This window comes from Haloarcula rubripromontorii, assembly GCF_001280425.1.
Classification (GTDB): domain Archaea; phylum Halobacteriota; class Halobacteria; order Halobacteriales; family Haloarculaceae; genus Haloarcula; species Haloarcula rubripromontorii.
In genome coordinates, this window is sequence record NZ_LIUF01000009.1 from 22,498 (window position 1) to 44,179 (window position 21,682).

20 protein-coding genes are annotated in these 21,682 nt (G+C 65.4%); 11 read left to right on the forward strand and 9 right to left on the reverse strand.

The window, feature by feature from the left end:
- Position 1: 1 nt before the first annotated feature.
- The 3 genes from AMS69_RS18130 to AMS69_RS20780 form a co-directional block, all read right to left on the reverse strand.
- Positions 2-1,078 carry a DR2241 family protein gene (locus AMS69_RS18130; protein WP_053969445.1) on the reverse strand — a complete coding sequence of 359 codons (1,077 nt, stop codon included), beginning with the start codon at positions 1,076-1,078 and terminating at the stop codon, positions 2-4.
- Between the two features lie 101 nt (positions 1,079-1,179).
- Positions 1,180-2,061 carry a CbiX/SirB N-terminal domain-containing protein gene (locus tag AMS69_RS18135; RefSeq protein ID WP_053969472.1) on the reverse strand — a complete coding sequence of 294 codons (882 nt, stop codon included), beginning with the start codon at positions 2,059-2,061 and terminating at the stop codon, positions 1,180-1,182.
- A 114-nt stretch (positions 2,062-2,175) separates the two neighbouring features.
- Positions 2,176-2,334, reverse strand: coding sequence for a hypothetical protein (locus tag AMS69_RS20780; protein ID WP_202904578.1), 159 nt, complete (start codon positions 2,332-2,334; stop codon positions 2,176-2,178).
- Positions 2,335-2,531: 197 nt separating this feature from the next.
- Between AMS69_RS20780 and AMS69_RS18140 the strand changes: the two genes are divergently transcribed.
- The 6 genes from AMS69_RS18140 to corA all read left to right on the forward strand — a co-directional run bounded on the left by AMS69_RS18140 (position 2,532) and on the right by corA (position 7,084).
- Complete coding sequence (locus AMS69_RS18140) at positions 2,532-3,017, forward strand: DUF7523 family protein (protein ID WP_053969446.1); 486 nt, start codon at positions 2,532-2,534, stop codon at positions 3,015-3,017.
- Between the two features lie 47 nt (positions 3,018-3,064).
- Positions 3,065-4,543, forward strand: coding sequence for a cysteine--tRNA ligase (gene cysS / locus AMS69_RS18145; protein WP_053969447.1), 1,479 nt, complete (start codon positions 3,065-3,067; stop codon positions 4,541-4,543).
- 86 nt (positions 4,544-4,629) lie between these two features.
- A complete protein-coding gene (locus AMS69_RS18150; protein ID WP_053969448.1) occupies positions 4,630-5,151 on the forward strand; it encodes a hypothetical protein in 522 nt (173 codons plus the stop codon).
- Positions 5,152-5,217: 66 nt separating this feature from the next.
- Positions 5,218-5,853, forward strand: coding sequence for a DUF6517 family protein (locus AMS69_RS18155; RefSeq protein WP_053969449.1), 636 nt, complete (start codon positions 5,218-5,220; stop codon positions 5,851-5,853).
- A gap of 86 nt (positions 5,854-5,939) precedes the next feature.
- Positions 5,940-6,110: a hypothetical protein gene (locus AMS69_RS20785; RefSeq protein WP_170083319.1), complete on the forward strand. Its 171-nt coding sequence runs from the start codon at positions 5,940-5,942 to the stop codon at positions 6,108-6,110.
- On the forward strand, positions 6,107-7,084 hold the full coding sequence (gene corA / locus AMS69_RS18160; RefSeq protein ID WP_053969450.1) for a magnesium/cobalt transporter CorA: 978 nt from the start codon (positions 6,107-6,109) through the stop codon (positions 7,082-7,084). The genes AMS69_RS20785 and corA overlap by 4 nt, the downstream gene beginning before the upstream one ends.
- Here corA and AMS69_RS18165 read toward each other — a convergent pair.
- Both AMS69_RS18165 and AMS69_RS20790 read right to left on the reverse strand, forming a co-directional pair.
- The gene (locus AMS69_RS18165) at positions 7,079-8,305 is read right to left on the reverse strand and encodes a tripartite tricarboxylate transporter permease (RefSeq protein WP_053969451.1); all 1,227 of its coding nucleotides are present in this window, start codon (positions 8,303-8,305) and stop codon (positions 7,079-7,081) included. The genes corA and AMS69_RS18165 overlap by 6 nt on opposite strands.
- A gap of 50 nt (positions 8,306-8,355) precedes the next feature.
- A complete protein-coding gene (locus AMS69_RS20790) occupies positions 8,356-8,514 on the reverse strand; it encodes a hypothetical protein (RefSeq protein ID WP_170083317.1) in 159 nt (52 codons plus the stop codon).
- Between the two features lie 68 nt (positions 8,515-8,582).
- On the opposite strand from AMS69_RS20790, the gene AMS69_RS18170 reads away from it, so the two are divergent.
- From AMS69_RS18170 to AMS69_RS18180, 3 genes are read left to right on the forward strand one after another with little or no spacing between them, the layout of a single operon-like run.
- The gene (locus tag AMS69_RS18170; RefSeq protein ID WP_053969452.1) at positions 8,583-9,803 is read left to right on the forward strand and encodes a molybdopterin molybdotransferase MoeA; all 1,221 of its coding nucleotides are present in this window, start codon (positions 8,583-8,585) and stop codon (positions 9,801-9,803) included.
- Entirely contained in the window at positions 9,800-11,680 is a 1,881-nt protein-coding gene (locus AMS69_RS18175) for a molybdopterin biosynthesis protein (RefSeq protein WP_080508866.1), read from the forward strand. The genes AMS69_RS18170 and AMS69_RS18175 overlap by 4 nt, the downstream gene beginning before the upstream one ends.
- A 16-nt stretch (positions 11,681-11,696) precedes the next feature.
- Entirely contained in the window at positions 11,697-12,923 is a 1,227-nt protein-coding gene (locus AMS69_RS18180; protein WP_053969454.1) for an iron-containing alcohol dehydrogenase family protein, read from the forward strand.
- A 180-nt stretch (positions 12,924-13,103) separates the two neighbouring features.
- Here the strand turns inward: AMS69_RS18180 and AMS69_RS18185 are convergent, their stop codons facing one another.
- Together AMS69_RS18185 and AMS69_RS18190 are read right to left on the reverse strand one after the other, a co-directional pair.
- A complete protein-coding gene (locus AMS69_RS18185) occupies positions 13,104-14,273 on the reverse strand; it encodes an NAD(P)/FAD-dependent oxidoreductase (protein WP_053969455.1) in 1,170 nt (389 codons plus the stop codon).
- A gap of 144 nt (positions 14,274-14,417) precedes the next feature.
- Positions 14,418-14,951: an Rrf2 family transcriptional regulator gene (locus tag AMS69_RS18190; RefSeq protein WP_004515710.1), complete on the reverse strand. Its 534-nt coding sequence runs from the start codon at positions 14,949-14,951 to the stop codon at positions 14,418-14,420.
- A 110-nt stretch (positions 14,952-15,061) separates the two neighbouring features.
- On the opposite strand from AMS69_RS18190, the gene AMS69_RS18195 reads away from it, so the two are divergent.
- Positions 15,062-15,979, forward strand: coding sequence for an NAD-dependent epimerase/dehydratase family protein (locus tag AMS69_RS18195; protein WP_053969456.1), 918 nt, complete (start codon positions 15,062-15,064; stop codon positions 15,977-15,979).
- Positions 15,980-16,041: 62 nt separating this feature from the next.
- A complete protein-coding gene (rocF, locus tag AMS69_RS18200) occupies positions 16,042-16,956 on the forward strand; it encodes an arginase (RefSeq protein WP_053969457.1) in 915 nt (304 codons plus the stop codon).
- A gap of 257 nt (positions 16,957-17,213) precedes the next feature.
- On the opposite strand, the gene gyrA is transcribed toward rocF, so the two are convergent.
- Complete coding sequence (gyrA, locus tag AMS69_RS18205) at positions 17,214-19,658, reverse strand: DNA gyrase subunit A (RefSeq protein WP_053969473.1); 2,445 nt, start codon at positions 19,656-19,658, stop codon at positions 17,214-17,216.
- On the reverse strand, positions 19,655-21,583 hold the full coding sequence (gene gyrB / locus AMS69_RS18210) for a DNA topoisomerase (ATP-hydrolyzing) subunit B (RefSeq protein WP_053969458.1): 1,929 nt from the start codon (positions 21,581-21,583) through the stop codon (positions 19,655-19,657). The genes gyrA and gyrB overlap by 4 nt, the downstream gene beginning before the upstream one ends.
- Positions 21,584-21,682: the final 99 nt, after the last annotated feature.

A 21,682-nucleotide genomic window follows, 5' to 3' on the forward strand; every position in this document is an offset into this window, starting at 1 on the left:
GCTACTGTTCCGTCTCGACACCGCCGAGGTTCCCCTCGTCGTCAAACAGCTTTGCTCGCAGAAACCGTGTCCGGTACCGATTAGCTCCCTCGTAGATATCGGCTTCACGGATGTCGTCTGCCTCGCCGTCTGCGACGGCGTCGATGATCTCCTCGATCTGTTCTTTCTCGCTGGGCGTGAGTTCGAACTCGTAGGTCTGGGCCTGCTCGCCTTCGAGCTTCGTCCACTTGCGCGCGCCAGCGATGACAAGCGAGCAGGGTTCGCGGCAGGGGAACGCTCCAGACCCGCCGTCGACATCAAGCTCCGTTTCCTCGTCGTACTGCCACTCCCGGCGTTTGAGACACTGCGAGTCGTCACAGCAGGCCTCGGCGACCCAGTTGACGTGTTCGTAGCCGTCACCGCGGTCCCAGGTCTTGACGACGCCGTAAATCCCGGTCTGTCGGTCGACGGTGTCCCGCCAGTGAGTCACGTCAAGTTTGCCCTCCCGTTCGCGGTGCCAGTTCGAAATCGTGGCCGGATAGAACGCATCGACCGTCGTGACGAACTCACCCGCCGATAGCTCGTGGAATGTCCAGCCGGTCTGGAGCGACGGCGCTGTCTTGAGCGGTCGGTAGCCGTCGTCGTCGTCGTGTTTCGCGATTTCGCGCGCGTTGAGCGGGTCGTCGTACTCGTCAAGCGCGCTGGTGCCGACATCCGCGTCGGCGCGGTGCCGGACGCCGTAGGTTCGCTCCCCGTTGGAGAGGGAGACGGTGAGGTGAAGTTCGCCCCAGTTCGCGGCAACCCCATCGGCGAGGGCATCGTAGCGCTCGGCCACGTCCCGCTGCTCAGCACCTTCGAGCCAGCGGAGGAACGCCCAGCGGTCCGCCTTCTGGGGCGCTGTGGCGTGCCAGAAATACCAGTTTCGGACGTGCGGTGACTCCGCTGCCACCGTCCGAAGCGTTTCCTCGTCGATGCCGCTGTGGTTCACATCCGGTGTGCGGAACGTGTACCCGTCACTCTCGTGGGTCACGTGGAGGTCATCGAAGGTGATGCCATCGGGGGCAGTTGCCACCAGCGCGTCCACGTACTCGCCGTCCATACTGGAAAACAGTACTCAGTCGGCAAAAGTCGGCTGGTTCCGGCCAACCACCGGAAGAATCAGGTCCGGTCTCTGGCCCGGTAGCGGCAGTCGGCGACCCGTCAGTCGCCAGTCGCGGGCTTTGCGCCGCCGGTCTCCTCGCGCACCTGCTCGATGGCGCTGCGCACGTCTGCCCCCGCGTCAGCGGCCCGTTCGAGTACCACGTCAGCCATCAGTGGCTCCGTTCCGACCGCGCCGGCGTACCAGATATCGTGGCCCTCGACAGTGGTCGGCACGTCGTAGCCCGTCCGGTAGTCGTCGGTCAGGCCCATGTCCTCGGGGATGTCCTCCTGCGTGTGGAAGCCGTCGGCGATAAACAGCGGCACGACGACGATGTCGTCGCTCTCGAAGTAGTCCGCGACATCGTCGACCTCGGGGTCCTCGTCCATGAACAGCGACTGCACCTCGTCGAAGCGGTCCCGCTCGCGGATGCGGTCGGCGTGGTACTGGATGGCCTTCGCAGAGTTTTCGTTGCGCTCCGTCCCGTGGCCGACGACGGCGAGGCCGAACCCTTCGCCAACATCGGGATCGCCGGTGACAGACTCGGCTCGCTGGACGATGACATCGCTCATCGAATCGTGCGTTCCGACCGGGCCACAGTAGTGGACCGTTTGGCCCGTGTCCTCGGCGGCAAGCGTCGCGTTGGTCGCGCTTGTCCCGTCGGAGTCCCACAGCTCGGGGTCCCAGTCCTCCAGCCGGAACTCCCGGGGAATGACCTGTTCGGTGAAGTACCCCTCCGAGATGAACAGCGGGACCAGATACACCTCCTCGGCGTCAACGGTCCGCAACGCCTCTCGGAACGACGGTTCCTCCTTCCAGAAGGACTCACGGACTTCGCCGAACGCGCCGGTCGCCCTGATGGTGTCCGCGTGGTCGTACGTGGGCGTACTCGACTCGGCGTTTAGATGGGAGCCGTGGGCCGCGATAACGAGTGCTTCGTCCATACCCTTCGATTGGAGCGAGTCGTCCTTAGGGCCTTCGTTGACCTGCACAGATAGCCGGCGGGCTGTGCAACGTTGCGCGCCGAAAGTGTGTATTTGTCGACCGCTTCCGCCAGGTCACAGCCCGAACAGGAGGATGTAGAACAGTAGTCCAGCGGCCGCAAGCAGTGCCGCGTGTCCCAGCGCGCCGGCAGCGACGACGATACCGCCGAGGACCCGCTCCGCTGCTCCCAGGGGCTGTCCGAACGCCTTCCGCTCTCGTTGTGCAATCGCCATTGGTGTTCCCTCATGTAGAGAGTGGACGCCGAGGGGGACAAACCCACAGGTCTGTTCTCACTCGCTGGGAGTGGGGCCGCAGTTCTGAGGGGGCAGCGCGCCCGTGTGGCGATTATAGCTCGACGCCGCCTCCGCTCCCCGCGGTCGCCCGCCGCCGATAGAACGACTTTTGCCCGCGCCGGGCGTGGCCGCCATCAATGTCACTCGCCGCCGCGACCAGGGACGCCGTCCGCGAGCGCCCGTTTCTCTACGACGCACTTCGAGCGGGCGTCGTCAACTACACAGCTGCTGCACGGTCGCTCGACGTCGATGGCGAGGAGGAGGCGATTGCCACTGCGCTCCGTCGGTTCGCCGAGGAACTGGACGACGACCCGGCCCACGAGAGCGACGCCCGCGTGTCGATGAAGAGTGGGCTTGGGCGGGTCGAATCGCTCGACGCTGAGTCGGCTATCGCCCTCCAGGTTGGAGACGCTGCCTACGCCGAGGACGCCGGCTCACTGACGGGTATCGTCGCCACCGGCGACCTCTCGCCCCCGGCGCTGGCCGAGGTGCTGGGCCGCCTGCGGGCGGCGGACATTTCGGTCGACGCCGCCGGCGTCACCGAGGACGCGCTCGTCGTGGTCGTGAGTCGCCGCTCGGGGCCGGACGCGCTCCGTGTCGTCGAGGCGGTGGTGCAGGGATGAGTCGCCTTCCGACGGCTTAAAGCGGGCGGACGCAGTTCCACCCGATAATGACGCTTCGCGTGACGAACACGTTGACCGGTGAGAAAGAGCCCTTCGAGCCGCGCGACCCCGATTCCGTGTTGCTGTACTACTGCGGGCTGACGACCTCCGACCCGCCCCATCTCGGCCACGCGCGCGGCTGGGTCCACGTCGACGTGATGGCCCGCTGGCTCGACCACCTGGGCTATGATGTCCACCACGTGGAGAACTTCACCGATGTCAACGAGAAAATTGTCGCCCGCGTCGGCGAAGACGGCGACAGCGAGGAGAGCGTGGCCCGCCACTACGTCCAGCAGGTCATCGAGGATATGCGGTCGCTCAACCTCGGCCGCGCGGAGGTGTACCCACGGGTCTCCGAGCACGTCCCCGAAATCGTCGATCTCGTCGAGCGCCTCGTCGAGAGCGGCCACGCTTACGAGGCCAACGGCTCGGTCTACTTCGACGTGACGAGCTTCGAGGACTACGGCAAGCTCTCGAACCAGTCCGTCGAGGACATCGAGTCCCAGGGCGCGGACACCGAAGGCGAGAAGCGCCACCCCGCCGACTTCGCGCTCTGGAAGGCCGGCGGCGTCGACCCCGAGGACATCGCCGACCACCAACATCCCGAGGCCGCCCCGGCCGAGGATGCCTGCCAGACCGCTCAGACCTGGGACTCCCCGTGGGGTGAAGGCCGACCCGGCTGGCACATCGAGTGCTCGGCGATGTCGATGGCCCACTTGGACGAGTCCATCGACATCCACGTCGGCGGGCAGGACCTCGTGTTCCCCCACCACGAGAACGAGGTGGCCCAGAGCGAGGCGGCGACCGGCCAGCAGTTCGCGAAGTACTGGCTCCACGTCCGCCTGCTGGAGACCGAGGAGGAGAAGATGTCCTCCTCGCTTGGCAACTACTTCACGGTCGCTGACGCCGTTGAGGAGTTCGGTCCCGACGTGCTCCGGACCTTCCTGCTGTCGACGGCCTACACCTCGCGGGCGACCTACAGCGACGAAACCGTCTCGGAGGCCGAGGAGCGCTGGGACCGCCTCTCGCGGGGCTACGAGCGCGCGGTGGAAGCCTGCGACGACGTGGACGCCTACGCGAAGGTGACCGACGAGGAACTCCGAAGTGCCGTCGAGGACGCCCGGGACGACTTCGGGGCCGCGATGAACGACGACTTCAACACGCGAGAGGCGATGACCGCACTGCTAGACCTGACTGCCGCGGTCAACACGCACGTCGATAGCCACGACGAGTACGATTCCCAGGGGCTCCGGCGCGCCGTCGAGACGTTCGAGGAACTGGGCGGCGATATTCTGGGGCTTTCCTTCGGCGACGACGACAGCGGCGACGTGTCGCTGGCCGGCGACGTGGTCGACCTGGTCCTGCGCGTCCGCGAGCAGGAGCGCGAGGCCGGTAACTACGAGCGAGCCGACGAACTCCGGGACGAACTCGAAGCCCTCGGCGTCGAGGTCCAGGACACCGACGACGGACCGACCTATCGAATCTAACAGTTCAAACCTAGATTCTGGACTTCAGCCAGCCTAACACGCCTCACTACGTCTTTATATACTATTCGTGCATTTATATATTTGTTATGAAATACGTACCAACTACTGTCGATTTCGCGCGGATGGTCGTCTCTCTCATGCTCGTCGTCGCCGCGGCCGGCGCAGTCGCAACCCCCGTGGCCGCACAAAGCGACCAACCCGCTTGGGCCGTCGATATGTTCGACCGGATGGGCCCGATGGTCGAGACGTACAACGCGGAGGTCGACGCGAGTGATTTCGGGCTCATGGCCGGCCAACTGCAAGGCGAGAAGGTGAACCTCGTCGTGGACGACCCCGCTAACGGAACGGAGGCGTCCGTGTCGTTCACCCTCGACGACAACCTCCGGATGCAGGACCTGGCGCTTGGGACCCGTGACGACGCGACGATTCAGATGAGCACGACCACGGAGACGATGGATGGCATCATTGCGTCCACGACCCCCTCGACGGCGTTCAAGGACGCCGTCGTCGCCGAGGAAATCACCATCTCCGGACTCGGGACCGTCAGTCAGGTGAAGTGGGCCGTCATCAACGTCATCGGGGGCGTCCTCCAGGGCATCTTCGGCTGAGGCGTCCAACGGAGCCACCCAGCGGCCACGAAACGTTTTTCCGTACCAGACAGTTCTTGGGAGTAGATGGTACGCCGCTTGCTCCCTATCGCCGTGGCACTCCTTCTCGTGACCTCCGGCTGTGTCGGACTCATAACCGGCGAGACGGTCACGTTCGAGGCCTCGCCTGCGACTGTCTCGGACAGCACGCTGGACTCGACCGGATACGAACTCCAGAACGCGACGCAGACGAACGTCACCCGCGACGTGACCGTCGCCGGGCAAGACCGGACGGTGCGGCTCGTGACCGAGCGCAGACAGTACACCCGGAGCGGCACTATACTCGGCGTCGAGGTGGTGGAACTGTCTCGGTTCATCGTGGTCTCGATTCCGAGCGCGAACGTCGCCGGGCAGACGCTCAACCCCGCCGCCGACTGGGCGAACCGGCGGGTCCTCGAAGCGGTCCAGGGACAGACCGGGGGCGTCGACGATGTCGAACCGGCCGGGAACCGGACAGTCCAAGCACTTGGCGCGGACCGCCGGGTCAGCGAGTACACCGGCACGACCGAGGTGGCGGGCCAGTCAGTCGATGTCCGGCTTCACCTCGTTAGCTTCCAGCACGAAGGCGACATCGTCATCGGCGTCGCCGTCCACCCCGAGAACGTCGACGAGACCGACGCCGTCGACGACCTGCTATCCGGCCTCCAGCACAGCGGCGACTGACTGGCTGTCGCTTCGCTCCGCGATGCCGCGGGGCGACTCCCAGCTCCGGGCATACGCTTTTTATCGGGCGCAGTGATGGCTGGGCCATGAACACCGTCCTGGCGCTGGGCCTGGGCCTCACCGCCGTCGGTCTGGCGGGCTACGTCGCAGGGGTCGCGGTGCCGTACCCCGGCCGCGCGTTCTCGGTGACCGCGCTGCTCGCCGGGATGACGCTGCTGGCCGTCAGCCGCTCGGACGAGACGGAGGGCGGAGCGTGATATCTGCGCTCGTGTACGCCGACGATGTGGCTGAGTCCTACGATGATCTTGAAGCGGCTCGCACAGCAGCGGGCACGACGTGGGTTCACGCCGCCGAGGCGACCGACGAGGAGATACGCGCCGTCCAGTCGGCCTTCGACCTCCATCCGCTCGCCATCGACGACCTCCGTGGTGATGTCCGGGCCAAGACCGAGGAGTACCGCGACTACACCTTCGTCCTGCTGAAGACGATGCGGCTCACTCCTGGCGAGACCACCTTCGAGAAGGAGGTGGCAACCAGTCCGGTCGGCGTGTTCGTCGGCCGCGACTGGGTCGTCTCGCTGGGGCTGGACGAGGCCCGCCCGGTCCAGCGCGTGATGGACGCTGCCCGTAGAGGGGACGAGCGACTGCTCCAGCACGGCCCGGACTTCACCGCCTACCGCGTCGTCGACGTCATCGTCGACGCCTACTTCGACCTGCTCGATGGCATCGAGACGGACATCGAGGAGATAGAGGAGGAGGTCACCGTTTCGACTGACAGCGAGACTATCGAGAAAATAAACGACGTCCGGCGGGACCTGCTGTCGTTCCGCAAGCAGGCCTGGCCCGCACGCGAGGCCGTCGGCAGCCTCGCTCGCGGGGACCCCAAGCAGGTACAGCCCCAGACGGAGAAGTACTTCCGGGACGTGTATGACCACCTCGTCCAGATTGTGGACTTGACCGAGACCTACCGTGACCTGGTTTCGGGCGCGCGGGACATCTACCTGAACACGGTGTCCCAGTCGACAAACGAGGTGATGAAAGTGCTGACCGTCGTCGCAACGATTTTCATCCCGCTAACATTCGTCGTCGGCGTCTACGGCATGAACTTCGCTGACAGCCCGTACAACATGCCGGAACTGGGCTGGACGTTCGGCTATCCCGCGGTGATGATCGGCATGGGGCTTATCGTTGCAATACTGCTCGCACATTTCCGCCAGCGGGGCTACCTATAACGCCAGCGGAACGAGCAACACCCCCATCAGGGTCGCCCGGCGAGACCCGAACCGCGGCGGGAGATGGCCGACCAGCGTGGCGGCCCCGAACGCGCCCACGCCGACGAGGCCGGCAAAAAGTGCGGAGAGACAGACCAGTACCAGAATCACCGTCAGCGAGAGATGTGTCGGGTCCAGTTGACCGATAGTTCGGAGGTAGCGGTCACCCAGTGTCGGGACGAGTATCGCGCCGGCGACAGCCGCGATGGCGACCGCAGCGAGCAGCGCCGGGAGAACGAGCGGGACCGCGGCCCGGTTGAGCGCGACGAGCACACCGGTTCGGGGCGTCCCGAGCGAGATGAGCGCGAACAGCGCAAACACAGCTGTCGCCGTGTTGACGCCACTCGTCGTCACAATGAACGCACGCGGCCCACGCTCGGCGACCAGCCCCAGTGCCAGCGTGGCCGCGATAGCGCTGGAGACGCCCGGAATGTAGCCGACAGCGCCACCACAGAGCGTCCCGACGCCTGCGAGAACGCCGACCGTTCGCCGCGGCGTCGTCACCGTCGCGTCGGCCTGTGGCGGGACGCCTTCTCCGTCGATGGCGGCAAGAAGCACCGGCGCGCCGAACAGCCCCGAAAACAGCGGGACCAGCACGTCCGAGACAGGCAGCGCGCCGGTCACCGGCGCGTCGAGGAGGGCGATGCCGAGCAGCCCGCTCCCGGCGAGAGAACACGCCGCGCCGACTCGCTGTCGGCGGCCGTGTTCCGTCCCCACGAGCAGGACAGCGACTCCTGCGAGAAGCACCGACAGCCACGGCTGGAGCAGGGGGTACGCCCGCTCCATCACCAGCGTGAGCGGAACCGCGAGAGGGACGGCGAACACCACGGCCAGCCCGCTTCCCAGCGCTGATAGGCGAAGCGCCTCCCGGCCGCGACCCTCGATGACCAGCTGGTGACTCGGCAAGGCGCTAGCCGCCATCGCGGGGTCGGGCACGCCCAGCGCCAGCGCCGGGACCACGTCGAGAAAGGTGTGTGTCACCCCGGCCGCCAGCATCGCCACGCCGACGTAGAGTCGTGGCCCGGGCAGACTGCTCGCCGCCGCGGCGAGCAAAAGTGCGAACGTGTTGGCGTGGAGCCCCGGAACGAGCCCGCTGAGCGTGCCCAGCCCAACTCCAGCCCCGACCGCAACGAGGAGCGCGAGCGTCGCTGTCGGATCGACGGCGGGCGTCCCCGGTACCATATCGGGCGTGGTCCCGTTCTCGTACTTGAACCTCCGCGACGCTCACCTGACTAGTCCTCTACAGCGTGGTGTGGCCCCACCGGCCCGTGTTCGGGACAGGTGCCGGCGATGGGCGTGGCGTTGAGACAGCAGTGCCGACTGTCGGTCGCGACCAGGCCCGTCGAGAGCGCCCGGCCACAGAGGCGACAGCGCAGGTCCGACTCGGCCATACGGTCCCTTCCGGCCGGAACCCCCTGAACCTGGCGAGCTTTTTGGTGTGCCGGCCATTCGTACACACATGAGCAACGAGTCCCGAAAGTCGGCCGGGTTCAAGGACCGAACGCCGGTGACGACAGCCAGGGAGACGCTACTCGACGCAGTGTCCCCACACGACCGGACCGAGCGCGTTCCGCTCCGCGACGCCGACGAGCGCGTCGTCGCGGGGGACATCACCGCCGAACGAGCGGTGCCCCACTACCGGCGCGCGGCGATGGACGGCTTCGCCGTCAGGGCCGAGGACACGTTCGGCGCGAGCCAGCGGTCACCGGCGTCGCTCCGCGTCGACGAGACGGTGACCACGGGCACAGCGGCCCGCGTCCACACGGGCAGTGAACTCCCGGCCGGGGCCGACGCTGTCGTGATGGTCGAGGAGACCGAGGTGGCCGGCGACAGCGTCACGGTGTTCGACGCGGTCGCTGGCGGGGAGAACGTCGCCCCAATCGGCGAGGACGTGGCGGAAGGGCAGACCCTCTACGAGGACGGCCACAGGCTCCGCCCGTCAGACCTCGGGCTGTTGAAGTCGGTCGGCAACGACACTGTCGAGGTGTACGAGCGGCCAACTGTCAGCGTGATACCGACCGGTGAGGAGTTAGTCCAAGATGACCCCGATCCGGGGGAGGTCATCGAGACGAACGGCCAGACCGTCACGCAGTACGTCGAGCGCTGGGGGGGTGACGCGACCTACCGCGACATCGTTACCGACGACGTGGACGCGCTCCGTGCGGCCATCAGCGACGACGTAGACCACGATATCGTGGTGACGACCGGCGGTTCCTCCGTCGGCGAGCGGGACCTGCTCCCGGAGGTCGTCGACGACCTCGGCGAGGTGCTGGTCCACGGCGTCGCGCTGAAGCCGGGCCATCCGGTCGCGCTCGGTGTGGTCGAGGAGACGCCGATTCTCATGCTACCGGGGTATCCGGTCGCCTGCATCGTCAACGCCGTCCAGTTCCTCCGGCCGGCGCTCCGGCGGGCCGGCCACCTCCCGGCGACAGAACCGCCGACCACCGAGGCCGAACTCACGCGGAAGATAGCCAGCGAACCGGGGACCAGGACCTACGCCCGGGTGGAACTGCACGACGAGGACGGCGACGGCAAGACCGCGACGCCGACGCGGGCCAGCGGTTCGGGTGTCCTCTCCAGCGTCGCGCTCGCCGACGGCTGGGTCGTCGTGCCGGAGTCGGTCGAGGGGTACGACGCCGGCGACACCGTGACCGTCGAGGACTGGGAGTGGTCACAGTGAGTGACCGCCGCGAGTTCCGCGACCTGGCCTCGCCCGAGGAGGCCCACGAGGTCGTCGCGGGCCTCGACGTCGACCCCGAACCCGAGACGGTCCCGCTGGCCGACGCCCGGGACCGCGTCCTCGCCGAGCGGGTCGACGCCGACATCGACGTGCCCGGCTTCGACCGCGCGAGTATGGATGGCTACGCCGTCCACGCCAGAGACACCTTCGGCGCTGACGAGGCCGACCCGGTGACCCTGTCGGTCGCCGGCGAGGTCCACGCGGGCGAGGAACCGGATGTGACCGTCGATTCGGGCTCCGTCGCCGAAATCTCGACCGGCGCGGTGATGCCGCCCGGTGCCGACGCCGTCGTGATGGTCGAGCGAACGACCGAGACGGACGACGGCGTCGAGATACGCACCTCCGTCGCGCCCGGCGACAACGTGATGCTCGCCGGCGCGGACATCGCGGCCGGGGCGCGCGCGCTCGGTCCCGGAACGCGCATCACGCCGCGGGAGATCGGCCTCCTGTCGGCGCTGGGCGTCGACGAGGTCCCGGTGCGTGGCCGGCCCCGAGTCGGTATCCTCTCGACCGGCGACGAACTCGTCCGGCCAGGAGACCCCCTCGACAGCGCCGCCGGCCAGATTTACGACGTGAACAGCTACACGCTGGCCGGCGCGGTCGCGGAGGCCGGCGGCGAGCCGGTGATGTACCCCCACGCTGGCGACGACTACGAAGAGATGGAGCGACTGCTCCACGAGGCGGCCGACGAGTGCGACCTCGTCCTCTCCTCGGGGTCGACCAGCGCCAGCGCGGTCGACGTCATCTACCGCGTCATCGAGGAGCGGGGCGAACTCCGCCTCCACGGCGTCGCCGTCAAGCCCGGGAAGCCGATGCTCGTCGGGACCATCGGCGACTCGGCGTACGTCGGCCTGCCGGGGTATCCGGTGTCGGCGCTGACTATTTTCCAGACGTTCGTCGCGCCGGCAGTTCGGAACGCTGCTGGACTGGAGCAGCCACAGACAGCTACGGCCTCCGGCACAATGGCTGTCCAGGAACGCTACGGCGAGGGGCGCAGACGCCTCATGCCGGCCGGCTTAGTCGAGGACGAAGCGGGGTCGCTGTTGGTCTACCCGGTCGACAAGGGCAGCGGCGCGACGACGAGCCTCGTCGACGCCGACGGCTTCGTCGACGTGCCGCCGGGGACCGACTACCTCGCCGAGGGGGAGACGGTCGACGTGACGCTGTTCTCCCCGGCCGTCAGGCCGCCGACGCTTCTGGGGATGGGCGAGGACGACCCGCTGCTCTCGCGCCTGCTCGACACCATCGACCGTCCGCGGTACCTCCCGCTCGGGTCGACCGAGGGCCTCCGCCGTCTCGGTAACGGCGTGCCCGACGTCGCCGTCGTCGCGGGACCGGCCGCCGATGACCACGACGCGGCCGACATCGGCGGCTGGCAGCGCGAGTGGGGACTCGTCGTCGGCCCGGAGAGCGACGTGGCCGGCCTTGGTGACCTCGTCGACGGAGAGTACCGCTTCGTCAACCGCGACAGCGCCTCCGGACTGCGCCGGAGCTTCGACGACGAACTCGACGCCGTCGGCGAGGACCGTGGCGTCGGCCGCGCAGAGATCGTCGACGCGATAGACGGCTACGAACTCACGACGAAGGCCCACGAGAGCCCCGCCCGGAAGGTCCTGGCGGGCGATGCGGACGCGGGCCTCGGGCTCCGCGCCACGGCGGCGAAACTCGACCTCGGCTTCGTCTCGCTGGGGACCCAGCCGGTTCGGGTCCTCGCGAACCCGGACCGCCGGGGGAAAGCCAGCGTCGGCGCGCTCGCCGAGGCTCTCGACGACCTCGACTCGCTGACCGACGGGATGGCCGGAATGGAGTCGCAGTGAGCCGGAGTGGTTCACGGTGACGCTCGACCCACCGGTCGCCGGCGACCTCGCTGCCCCGTTCCGGTTCGAGTACGACCCCGCGACGCTCCGGTACGCTCCCGACGCCGCCCGAGACCTGGGTGCGGAGTTGGACGCACAGGGCTGTGACCGGGCGCTGGTCGTCTGCGGGGCGACCGTCGGTGCGACGCCGGCCGTGATGGACCCCGTCCGGGAGGGGCTCGGTGACCGACTCGCCGGCGTCTTCGCGGAGACGACGCCGGCCAAGCGGCTCGGCACCGCTTACGACGGACTCGACCGCTTCCGCGAGGTCGACGCCGACTGCCTCGTCGCCGTCGGCGGCGGGAGCAGCCTCGACGTGGCGAAGGTAATCAGTGTCCTCGCGGCCACCGACCGCGACCCCGACGCTGTCGGCCGGGCGCTCGTAGACTCGGGAACGATACCCGTCCCCGAAGCGGAACTGCCGCCGATTATCGCCGTCCCGACGACGCTGGCGGGCGCTGACCTCTCTATCGTCGCCGGCGTCACGGCCCACCCCGACACCTGTCCCGTGGACGGGCCGGCCAGCGGCGGCGTCGGCGACCCGGACCTGATGCCCGCAGCGGTCTGTTACGACCCCGAACTGATTGCGACGACGCCCCGGTCGGTCCTCGCCGCGTCGGCGATGAACGGCTTCGACAAGGGCATCGAGACGCTGTACGCGGCCACCGCGACGCCGATAACCGACGCGACGGCGTCACACGGCCTCGGCCTGTTCACCGAGGCACTGCGCGCGTTCGGCGACGGCGACGACGACCAGTGGGTGTATCAGTCGCTCGCGCAGGGGGTCATGCTCGTCCAGTACGGCATCGCCCGGGCCGATGGGACGACGCTCTCCCTACTCCACGCGTTCGGTCACGGGCTGACCCGGACCTACGAGGTCCAGCAGGGCGCGGCCCACGCGGTCGTCGCCCCGCACGCGCTCTCGTACCTCTTCGAACAGGTCGACGGTCGGCGCTCGCTGCTTGCCGAATCACTCGGCGTCGGTGACGAGGCCGACCCCGCCGCTGCGGTCGTCGACCGGGTGGACGACGTGGTGGCGGCGCTGGGACTCCCAACGCGGCTCCGGGACGTCGCCGGCCCCGACCGCGAGGAGTTCCCCGACGTCGCCGACGCCGTCCTCGAAGACTCGTTCATGGCGAACGCCCCGCCGGGGCTGGAGCCAACCCAGGACGACATCGTCGGCGTGTTAGAGGCCGCCTGGTAGGGCGGGCGCTGTTCAGTCACGGCGTAGTAGCAACAGCATACCGCGCGAGCGGAGCGAGCGCGGTTTCCCCGGACGCGAACGGAGTGAGCGTCCGGCCTTTTTTGCCCACGTTTTTCGAGGAGCCTTCCCGCAGCGCGCTCTACAAGCGCGCGAGGAAAGGTGACGCTGAAAAAGGTGGTCTCACATGTCGGGCCAGGCCTTGGCGGCCCGACCGACACCGGTCATATCGTTGATCCAGCGGGCGGCAATCGCCTTTTTCAGCAGTTTTGCGGGTAGCCCACCAAAGGTTTCCACAGGGACGTTCACGACGTCGTGGGCGACGGCTTTCTCACCGACGGAGACGACCGTCCCCTTGTCCTTGTGGGTCCACGTCTTCAGCGGCTGCCCTCGGACGGCGCGAGCCAGGTTCTCGCCGGCCACCTCGGCGGCCTGCCAGGCGGCCTGCGCGGTCGGTGGCGCGGGCTGGTCGCCCGGCTGGTCGATCAGCGCCGAGTCACCGATAGCGAAGACCCGCTCGTCCTCGGTCTGGAAGTTCCCTTCTGCGTGGACACGGTGGTTGCGCTCGTCCTTGTCCAGATCCACGTCCTGCATGCAATCCCGACCGGTGATACCGCCCGTCCAGACCAGCACGTCGTAGTCCAGTTCGTCCTCGTCGCCGATGTACACCGTCGCCTCGTCGACCTCGCCGATGAACTCCCCGCACTTGATGTTCACGTCGGCGGCCTCGAGGCGCTTGCGCAGGGCACCCTGAAGTTCCGGGTCGCTGTTGGGCAGGACCTGATCGAGGCCTTCGACCAGGTGGATGTCGATTGGCGCGTTGTGTTCGTCGCGGAACTCGGCGACCTCGCCGGCGGTCTGAATCCCAGAGAGGCCAGCGCCGCCGATGACGACCTGCGCGGGGTCGTTCGTCGAGGCTTCGCGGGCCGCCTGCTGAATCTTGTCGTGGATGTCGAGGGCGTCGTCGAGGCTCTTGAGCGTCAGGGCGTACTCTTCGAGTCCGTCGATGCCGAAGAAGGCCGTCTGCGAGCCCAGGCCCACGAGCAGGTAGTCGTACTCGACGGCATCGGAGTCGGCGAGGTCGACTTCCTGGGCGTCGGTGTCGATGCCGACGACCTCGTCCTGAATGAATTCGGTCGAGGGCTGTTTGATCTCGTGAACGGGAATAGCGATGTTCTCCTGGACGCTTGGGTCCCGAATGCAGCGGTGGGACTCGTGCAAGACCAGATGATAATCCGTCTCAGAAATCCACGTGATATCGACATCCGTCTCTCCGTCTACCTCGTCCTCGAAACTCTTTATTGCCCCCGCGCCGGCATATCCCGACCCGAGCACGACCACGTTCTCTGTCATACCGGAGACTCCGAAACCAACTGATACAAACCCTTTGAAATCCCTTTCAGCGAGGACAGGATTCTCCGGTGAGACTCGTCGCCATGCAGAATGATGCGGTCCCGGTGACCGCAGGAAAACAATTTAAAAGAGCAGTGACACCGACTAGTGTTCCGGTTCGCCCGCCGGTGCCCGCATATCGTCGATAGCGAGGATGAGTTTGTTGTTGGTGTCGTCCTTCCCTTCGAGGGTCCCGATAATCTGGAGCTTCGACAGGGGTGTCGGACCGACTGTCACTGAGTCTCCCTCGTGGAATTCGGACATCGTGCCCTGCAGCTGAATCTCCGCACGGCACTCCTCGGGGTGGTGGACGCTGGTCAGGTCGATCTCCTCGACGTTCGAATGTTCGACGAGCTCGCCGTTGTGCCGAAGCGGGACCTCCGCGGCCTGGTCCATGTCCTGGATCTGGAGCGCGTCGTAGGCGTTAGCGGTAGGCTTGTACCCACCTTTTGGGCCGGGGACGCCCTCGACAAGCTGCAGGGCTTTGAGACTCTGCATCTGGTTGCGAATCGTACCGGGGTTTCGGTCGACCTTCTCGGCAATGTCCTCGCCTTTGACAGCGCTTTCACTTTCCCGATAGAGATTTACCAGTTCCTGCAGAATGTTCTTTTGACTGGGTGTCAGTTCGATAGATGACATAATGCCCTGTTCGGTACAGCCGTCCTTAAATGCGACGGTAAACCGTCTGGAACCGTCTTAGAATCGCGGAAAACGTTAGTACTTTATTGCATCGCTGACCTGACATAGATATGGAAGATAATCGAATTTTGGTGACCGGCGGTGGGGGGTTTATCGGGGCGAACCTCGCGAACAAACTGGCCGAGAACAACGACGTTGTCGCCCTAGATGACGGCTACCTCGGAACGCCGGAAAACGTATCAGAAGACGTAGAATACGTCGAGCAGAGTGTCCTCGACGACGACCTGCCGACCGACGTGGACGTGGTGTTTCACCTCGCGGCGCTCTCCTCCTACGCGATGCATGAGGACAACCCGACCCACGGCGCTCGCGTGAACGTCGAGGGGTTCGTCAACACCGTCGAGCAGGCCCGGGATGACGGCTGTGACACCGTCGTCTACGCCTCGACGTCCTCCATCTACGGCAGCCGAACGGAGCCGTCGCCGGAGGATATGGACGTGACGGTCAACACCGGCTACGAGGCCTCGAAGATGGCCCGGGAGACGTACGCGGAGTACTTCCAGAACCACTACGACCTGACGCTGGCCGGGATGCGCTTTTTTTCGGTGTATCAGGGCTACGGCGGCGCGGAGGAACACAAAGGTGAGTACGCCAATGTCATCGCCCAGTTCGCCGATGACCTGGCAAGCGGCGACGCACCGAAGCTGTACGGCGACGGCGAGCAGACCCGGGATTTCACCCACGTCGACGACATCGTCCGCGGGCTCGTTCTGGCCGCCGAACACGAACTAAACGGCGTGTACAACCTCGGTACCGGCGAAGCCTACGACTTCAACACAGTCGTCGAGATGCTGAACGATGAGCTGGGAACGGACATCGAACCGGAGTACGTCGAGAATCCGATTCCCGAAGACGTGTACGTCCACGACACCTGTGCTGACTTCTCGAAGATGCACGAGGCGACAGGCTGGGAGCCGGAGATCAGTTTCGAGGAAGGCATCGAACTGGTCTGTGCGCCCTACACGTAGGGACCGCTGACTATCGCTTGCCCAACGCTGGGTCTTTATTCGCCGGCCGTGGAGGCGACGGTATGCAACAACAGGTTCGCGTCCTCGGCGTCCCGATGGACCTCGGGGCTGACCGACGTGGCGTCGACATGGGGCCGTCAGCGATACGGTACGGCGGCCTCGCTGACCAGCTTACAGGTATCGGGATCGATTGCGTCGACGGCGGCGACATCGCCGTGCCGCGGCCGGAGGAATCGGACCCGGATGCCGGCGGCCTGAAAAGCGGTCACGCGAAGTTCTTCAGGGAGACGAAGGAGGTCTGTGAGGACGTGACAACGGCGGTCGACGGGACCCTCCGGGAAGGACGGTTTCCGCTCGTTCTGGGCGGCGACCACTCTATCGGCATCGGAACCATCGCCGGCGCAGCCCGCGACGACGAGGAACTGGGCGTCATCTGGTTCGACGCCCACGGCGATTTCAACACACCGGAGACGACGCCGAGCGGGAACATCCACGGGATGTCGCTGGCGGCCGTTCTCGGGCTGGGCCCGTTCGCCGACCACGAATGGGCGCACACGCCAGCCGTGAGCGAAGAAAACGTCGTCATCGTCGGGCTGCGAGACGTGGACGACAGGGAACGTCAGCTGATCGAAGACAGCGATATCACGGCGTACACGATGTCGGATATCGACGCCCGGAGCGCGCCGGAGGTCGTCGACGAGGCACTGGATATCGCGACTGACGGAACAGATGGCATTCACGTCTCGCTCGACCTCGACTGGCTCGACCCGACGGAGGCCCCCGGCGTCGGGACACCGGTCCGTGGCGGCGTCTCCTACCGCGAGGCCCACATTGCGATGGAATACGTCGCCGAACAGCACGACCAGCTGCGGTCGATGGAACTGGTCGAGGTGAACCCGATTCTCGACGAACACAACCGCACTGCCGAACTGGCCTGTGAACTCGTCGCCAGTGCCTTCGGCAAGCGCGTGTTGTAACAGGCGACGAGAAGGGATCCGGACCGCGCGACCGGGAATCGGGCCGTATTCTTCGGTGGTGGCGGGGACCACAGCGACGCTCGCCACACAGTCGTCGTCTTCGGGTCCCATAATCGTCACCCCGCTCCACTTTTTTTGGCTCGGGTGGCTGTAGGCCACCACTCGCAGCAAAAACGCGGTCTTGCTGAGCGAAGCAAGGCTCGAAAGACAAGCGAAGCGGGGGTAGCGAAAAAGGCCGCTCGCTTCGCTCGCGGCTACTATTCGGTTTTTGTCGGTACGACCGTCACGCTCGCCACGCGGTCGTCATCTTCGAGCCCCATAATCGTCACACCCTTCGTGTTCCGGCCGACCTGCGACACGTCGCCGGCGCGGATGCGCATGATCTGGCCCTGTTCGGACATGATGACCAGGTGGTCCTCGTCGGTGACCGCCTTGGCCGTCGACACGCGACCGTTGCGGTCGTCTGTCTTGATATCGATGAGCCCCTTACCGTAGCGGGACTGCGTACGGTACTCGTCGAGCTTGGTCCGCTTCCCGAAGCCGTGTTCCGTGACGGTCAACAGCGACCGTGGGTCGTCGTCGTCAGTGGCGACCATCGCTGCGACCCTGTCGTCGCCCTGTAGTTTGATGCCGTTGACACCGCGTGCCGAACGGCCCATCTCGCTGACCTCGCTCTCGCTGAATCGAATTGTCATTCCTGCCTCCGTGGCGATGACGAGGTCGCCGGTGCCGTCAGTGACATCGACGTCGATGAGTTCGTCGCCGTCTTCGAGTTTGGCAGCGATGATTCCCGTCGAGAGGATGTTCTCGAACTCCGAACAGCAAGTCCGCTTGACATAGCCGTTCCGAGTCACCATCGTGATGCACTCGTCGTCGCCGAACTCGTCGGTCGAGACGACGGCGGTCAGTTCCTCGCCGTCGTCCAAGTCGATGAGATTGATAGCGGACTTGCCCCGCGCCGTCCGGGACATCTCCGGAATCTCGTAGGTCTTGAGCCGGTAGACCTGTCCCTGATTGGTGAAACAGAGCAGGTAGTCGTGGCTGTTGGCCCGGAACACCTTCGAGACGCGGTCGTTCTCCTTGGGGTCTGCGCCGATGATCCCCTTGCCGCCGCGGTTCTGTGGGTCGAAGTTCTCGACCGGCATCCGCTTGATGTAGTCGTCCTCGGTGATGACGACGACGCAGTCTTCTTCGGGGATGAGGTCCTCGTGAGTGACTTGCCCCTCGTCCTCAATGATGCTCGTTCGGCGGTCGTCGTCGTAGTCGTCTTTGACTTCCTGCAGTTCGTCAGCGATGACGCTGTCGAGCTTCGCACGGCTATTGAGGACGGATTCGAGGTAGTCGATGGTGTCCTGCACGTCCTCGTACTCGTCCTCGATTTCGGCCGCTTCCATCGAGGTGAGCGAGCCGAGTTGCATCCGGACGATGTGAGCGGCCTGGTCCTCGGAGAACTCGAATGACTCTTGCAGGCCGGACCGAGCCGCGTCGCGGTCCTCGCTGTTGCGGATGAGTTCGACCACGTCCTCGACGTTCTCTAAGGCCTTCAGGCGACCTTCGAGGATGTGGGCGCGGTCCTCGGCCTCGGCGAGGTCGTACTCGGAGCGGCGTCGGACGACCTCGCGGCGGTGGTCAATGTAATGCTGCAGGCTCTCTTTCAACGAGAGGACCTTTGGCTGGCCGTCGACCAGTGCGAGATTGATGACGCCGAACGTGGATTCGAGGTGGTGGTCGAGCAACCGGTTTTCGACCACGTCGATGTTTGCCCCACGCTTGAGTTCGATGACGATACGGACGCCGTTGCGGTCAGACTCGTCGCGGAGATCCGAAATGCCCTCGATTTTCCCCTCGTTTACGTCGTCGGCGATGCGCTCGACGACGCGGGCCTTGTTCTCCTGATACGGGAGTTCGCTGATGACGATGCGGCCCTCCTCGGGGTCGACCTCGTACTCTGCGCGAACCCGCAGGCGGCCTCGGCCGGTCGCGTACGCCGAGTAGATGGCGTCGCGGCCGACGATGTTGCCGCCGGTCGGGAAGTCCGGCCCCTTGACGTGCTCCATCAGGTCCTCGACGGTTGCGTCGGGGTTTTCCAGCAGGTGGACCGTCGCGTCGACCAGTTCGCCGAGGTTGTGCGGCGGGATGTTGGTCGACATGCCGACGGCAATCCCGGACGACCCGTTCAACAGGAGGTTCGGGACCTTCGACGGCAGCACGTCGGGTTCCTGCAGGCGGTCGTCGTAGTTGCTGGAGAAATCGACGGTGTCTTTCTCGATGTCTGCGAGCAGTTCCTCGGCGATGGGGGCCATCCGCGCTTCCGTGTACCGCATGGCGGCCGCCGGGTCGCCGTCCATCGAGCCGAAGTTCCCCTGGCCGTCTATCAACGGATACCGCATCGAGAAGTCCTGTGCCATCCGGACGAGCGTGTCGTAGATGGCCGAGTCGCCGTGCGGGTGGTAATCACCCATCGTGTCCCCAACAATCGAGGAAGACTTCCGGTGGGCGGTGTTCGAGGAGACGCCCATCTCGTGCATCGCATAGAGGATGCGCCGATGGACCGGTTTGAGCCCGTCCCGAACGTCTGGGAGCGCCCGACCTGCGATGACCGACATCGCGTAGTCGATGTAGGACTGCTCCATCTCGTCCTCGATGCGGACGCGCTTGATCTGCTCTGCCGGGGCGTTGGCGTCGTTAGCGTCGGAACTCATATGTCGACCCACTCCGCTTCAGGCGAGTGTTCCTTGATAAATTCCTTGCGCGGCTCGACGGCGTCGCCCATCAAGATATTGAACATCTTGTCCGCGGCTGCGGCGTCCTCGATGGTTATCTGCTTGAGAATCCGGTTGTCGGGGTTCATCGTCGTCTCCCAGAGCTGATCGGGGTTCATCTCACCGAGGCCCTTGAACCGCTGGACCTGAGTGGGGTTCCCGTCACACTTCTCTTCGATAATTTGGTCGCGCTCTGCATCCGTCATCGCGTCGTAGGTGTTCCCGCGGTAGCGGATCCGGTACAGGGGCGGCTGGGAGGCGTAAACGTAGCCGGCCTCAAGCAGCGGCTTCATGTGCCGATAGAACAGCGTCAACAGGAGCGTCCGGATGTGTGCCCCGTCGACATCTGCGTCAGTCATCAGGATGATCTTCTCGTAACGCAGGTCGTCGATGTCGAATTCGTCGCCGATACCGGTCCCCAGTGCGGTGATGAGGTTCCGTATCTCGTTGTTCTCCAGAATCCGGTCTAGCCGGTGTTTCTCGACGTTCAGAATCTTCCCCTTGATAGGGAGGATAGCCTGGAAATCCGGGTTGCGGCCCTGTTTGGCGCTACCGCCCGCAGAGTCTCCCTCGGCGATGAACAGTTCGGCTTCCTCGGGGTCCCGCGTCTGGCAGTCGGCCAGCTTTCCGGGCAGTGCGGTCGAGTCAAGCGCCGACTTCCGGCGGGTGAGTTCCTCGGCCTTCTGTGCGGCCTTCCGTGCCTTCGCGGCCTCGACGGCCTTTCCGACGATAGCCTCGGCGGTGTCGGGATTCTCCTCGAAGAAGGTCGCCAATCCGTCGTGCATCGCCGATTCCACGATACCTCGGACCTCGCTATTGCCGAGTTTCGTCTTGGTCTGGCCCTCGAACTGCGGGTCGGGATGTTTGACAGAAATAACGGCCGTCAGCCCTTCACGGATATCGTCGCCTTTGAGTGTATCGTCCAGATCTTTCAGCAGATTATTGTCGGTCGCATAGTCGTTGACAACCCGTGTAAGCGATGTTTTGAATCCTGTGAGGTGTGTCCCGCCCTCACGCGTGTTGATGTTATTGGCGAAGGCGTGAATCGAGCCCTGCAGGTCGTCGGTCCCCTGCATGGCAATCTCGACCTGGACCGGCCCTTCCGCGATCTCCTCTTCGTCTTCGAAGTAGATGATGTCCCGGTGGAGCGGGTCCTTGGTCTCGTTCAGGTACTCGACGAACTCCCGGATGCCGCCGTCGTAAGCAAACGTCTCCGTTTCGCCGTCGCGTTCATCGTGGATAGAGATGGCGACGCCGGAGTTGAGGAAGGCGAGTTCACGCAGTCGGGACGACAGCGTCGAGAACTTGAACTCGCCGGTTTCGAAGATCTCGTCGTCGGGCCAGAACCGGACCGTCGTCCCCGTCTCTTCGCCGGGTTCGAGGTCGCGGACCTTCTTCAGGTCGTACTCCGGCTTGCCGTGGTCGAAGCGCTGCTTCCAGAGCGCGCCGTCGCGCCTGACTTCGACTTCGAGCCACTTCGAGAGGGCGTTGACGACGCTCACACCGACCCCGTGGAGACCCCCGGAGACCTGGTAGGACTTGTTGTCGAATTTCCCACCAGCGTGGAGAATCGTCATCACGACCTCGACGGCCGGACGGCCGTGTTCTTCGTGGGTATCGACGGGGATGCCTCGCCCGTCGTCGCTGACAGAGACCGAGCCGTCGTCGTGAATCGTTACGTCGATGTTGTCACAGTAGCCGGCGAGCGCCTCGTCGATCGCGTTGTCGACCACCTCGTAGACGAGATGATGGAGGCCACGAGCGTCCGTCGACCCGATATACATCGCGGGTCGCTTCTGGACGGCTTCCAGCCCTTCGAGGGTCTGGATCGACTTTGCGCCGTACTCATCAGACTCTCCTGACATAGGAACTTACCCGTTCTAATAGAGGGGCACGTATAAAGCTCCCGCACGCGCGCGGGGCCGCAGTTTCGGGGACAGCGTTCACTTTCACTCCGGTGGCGA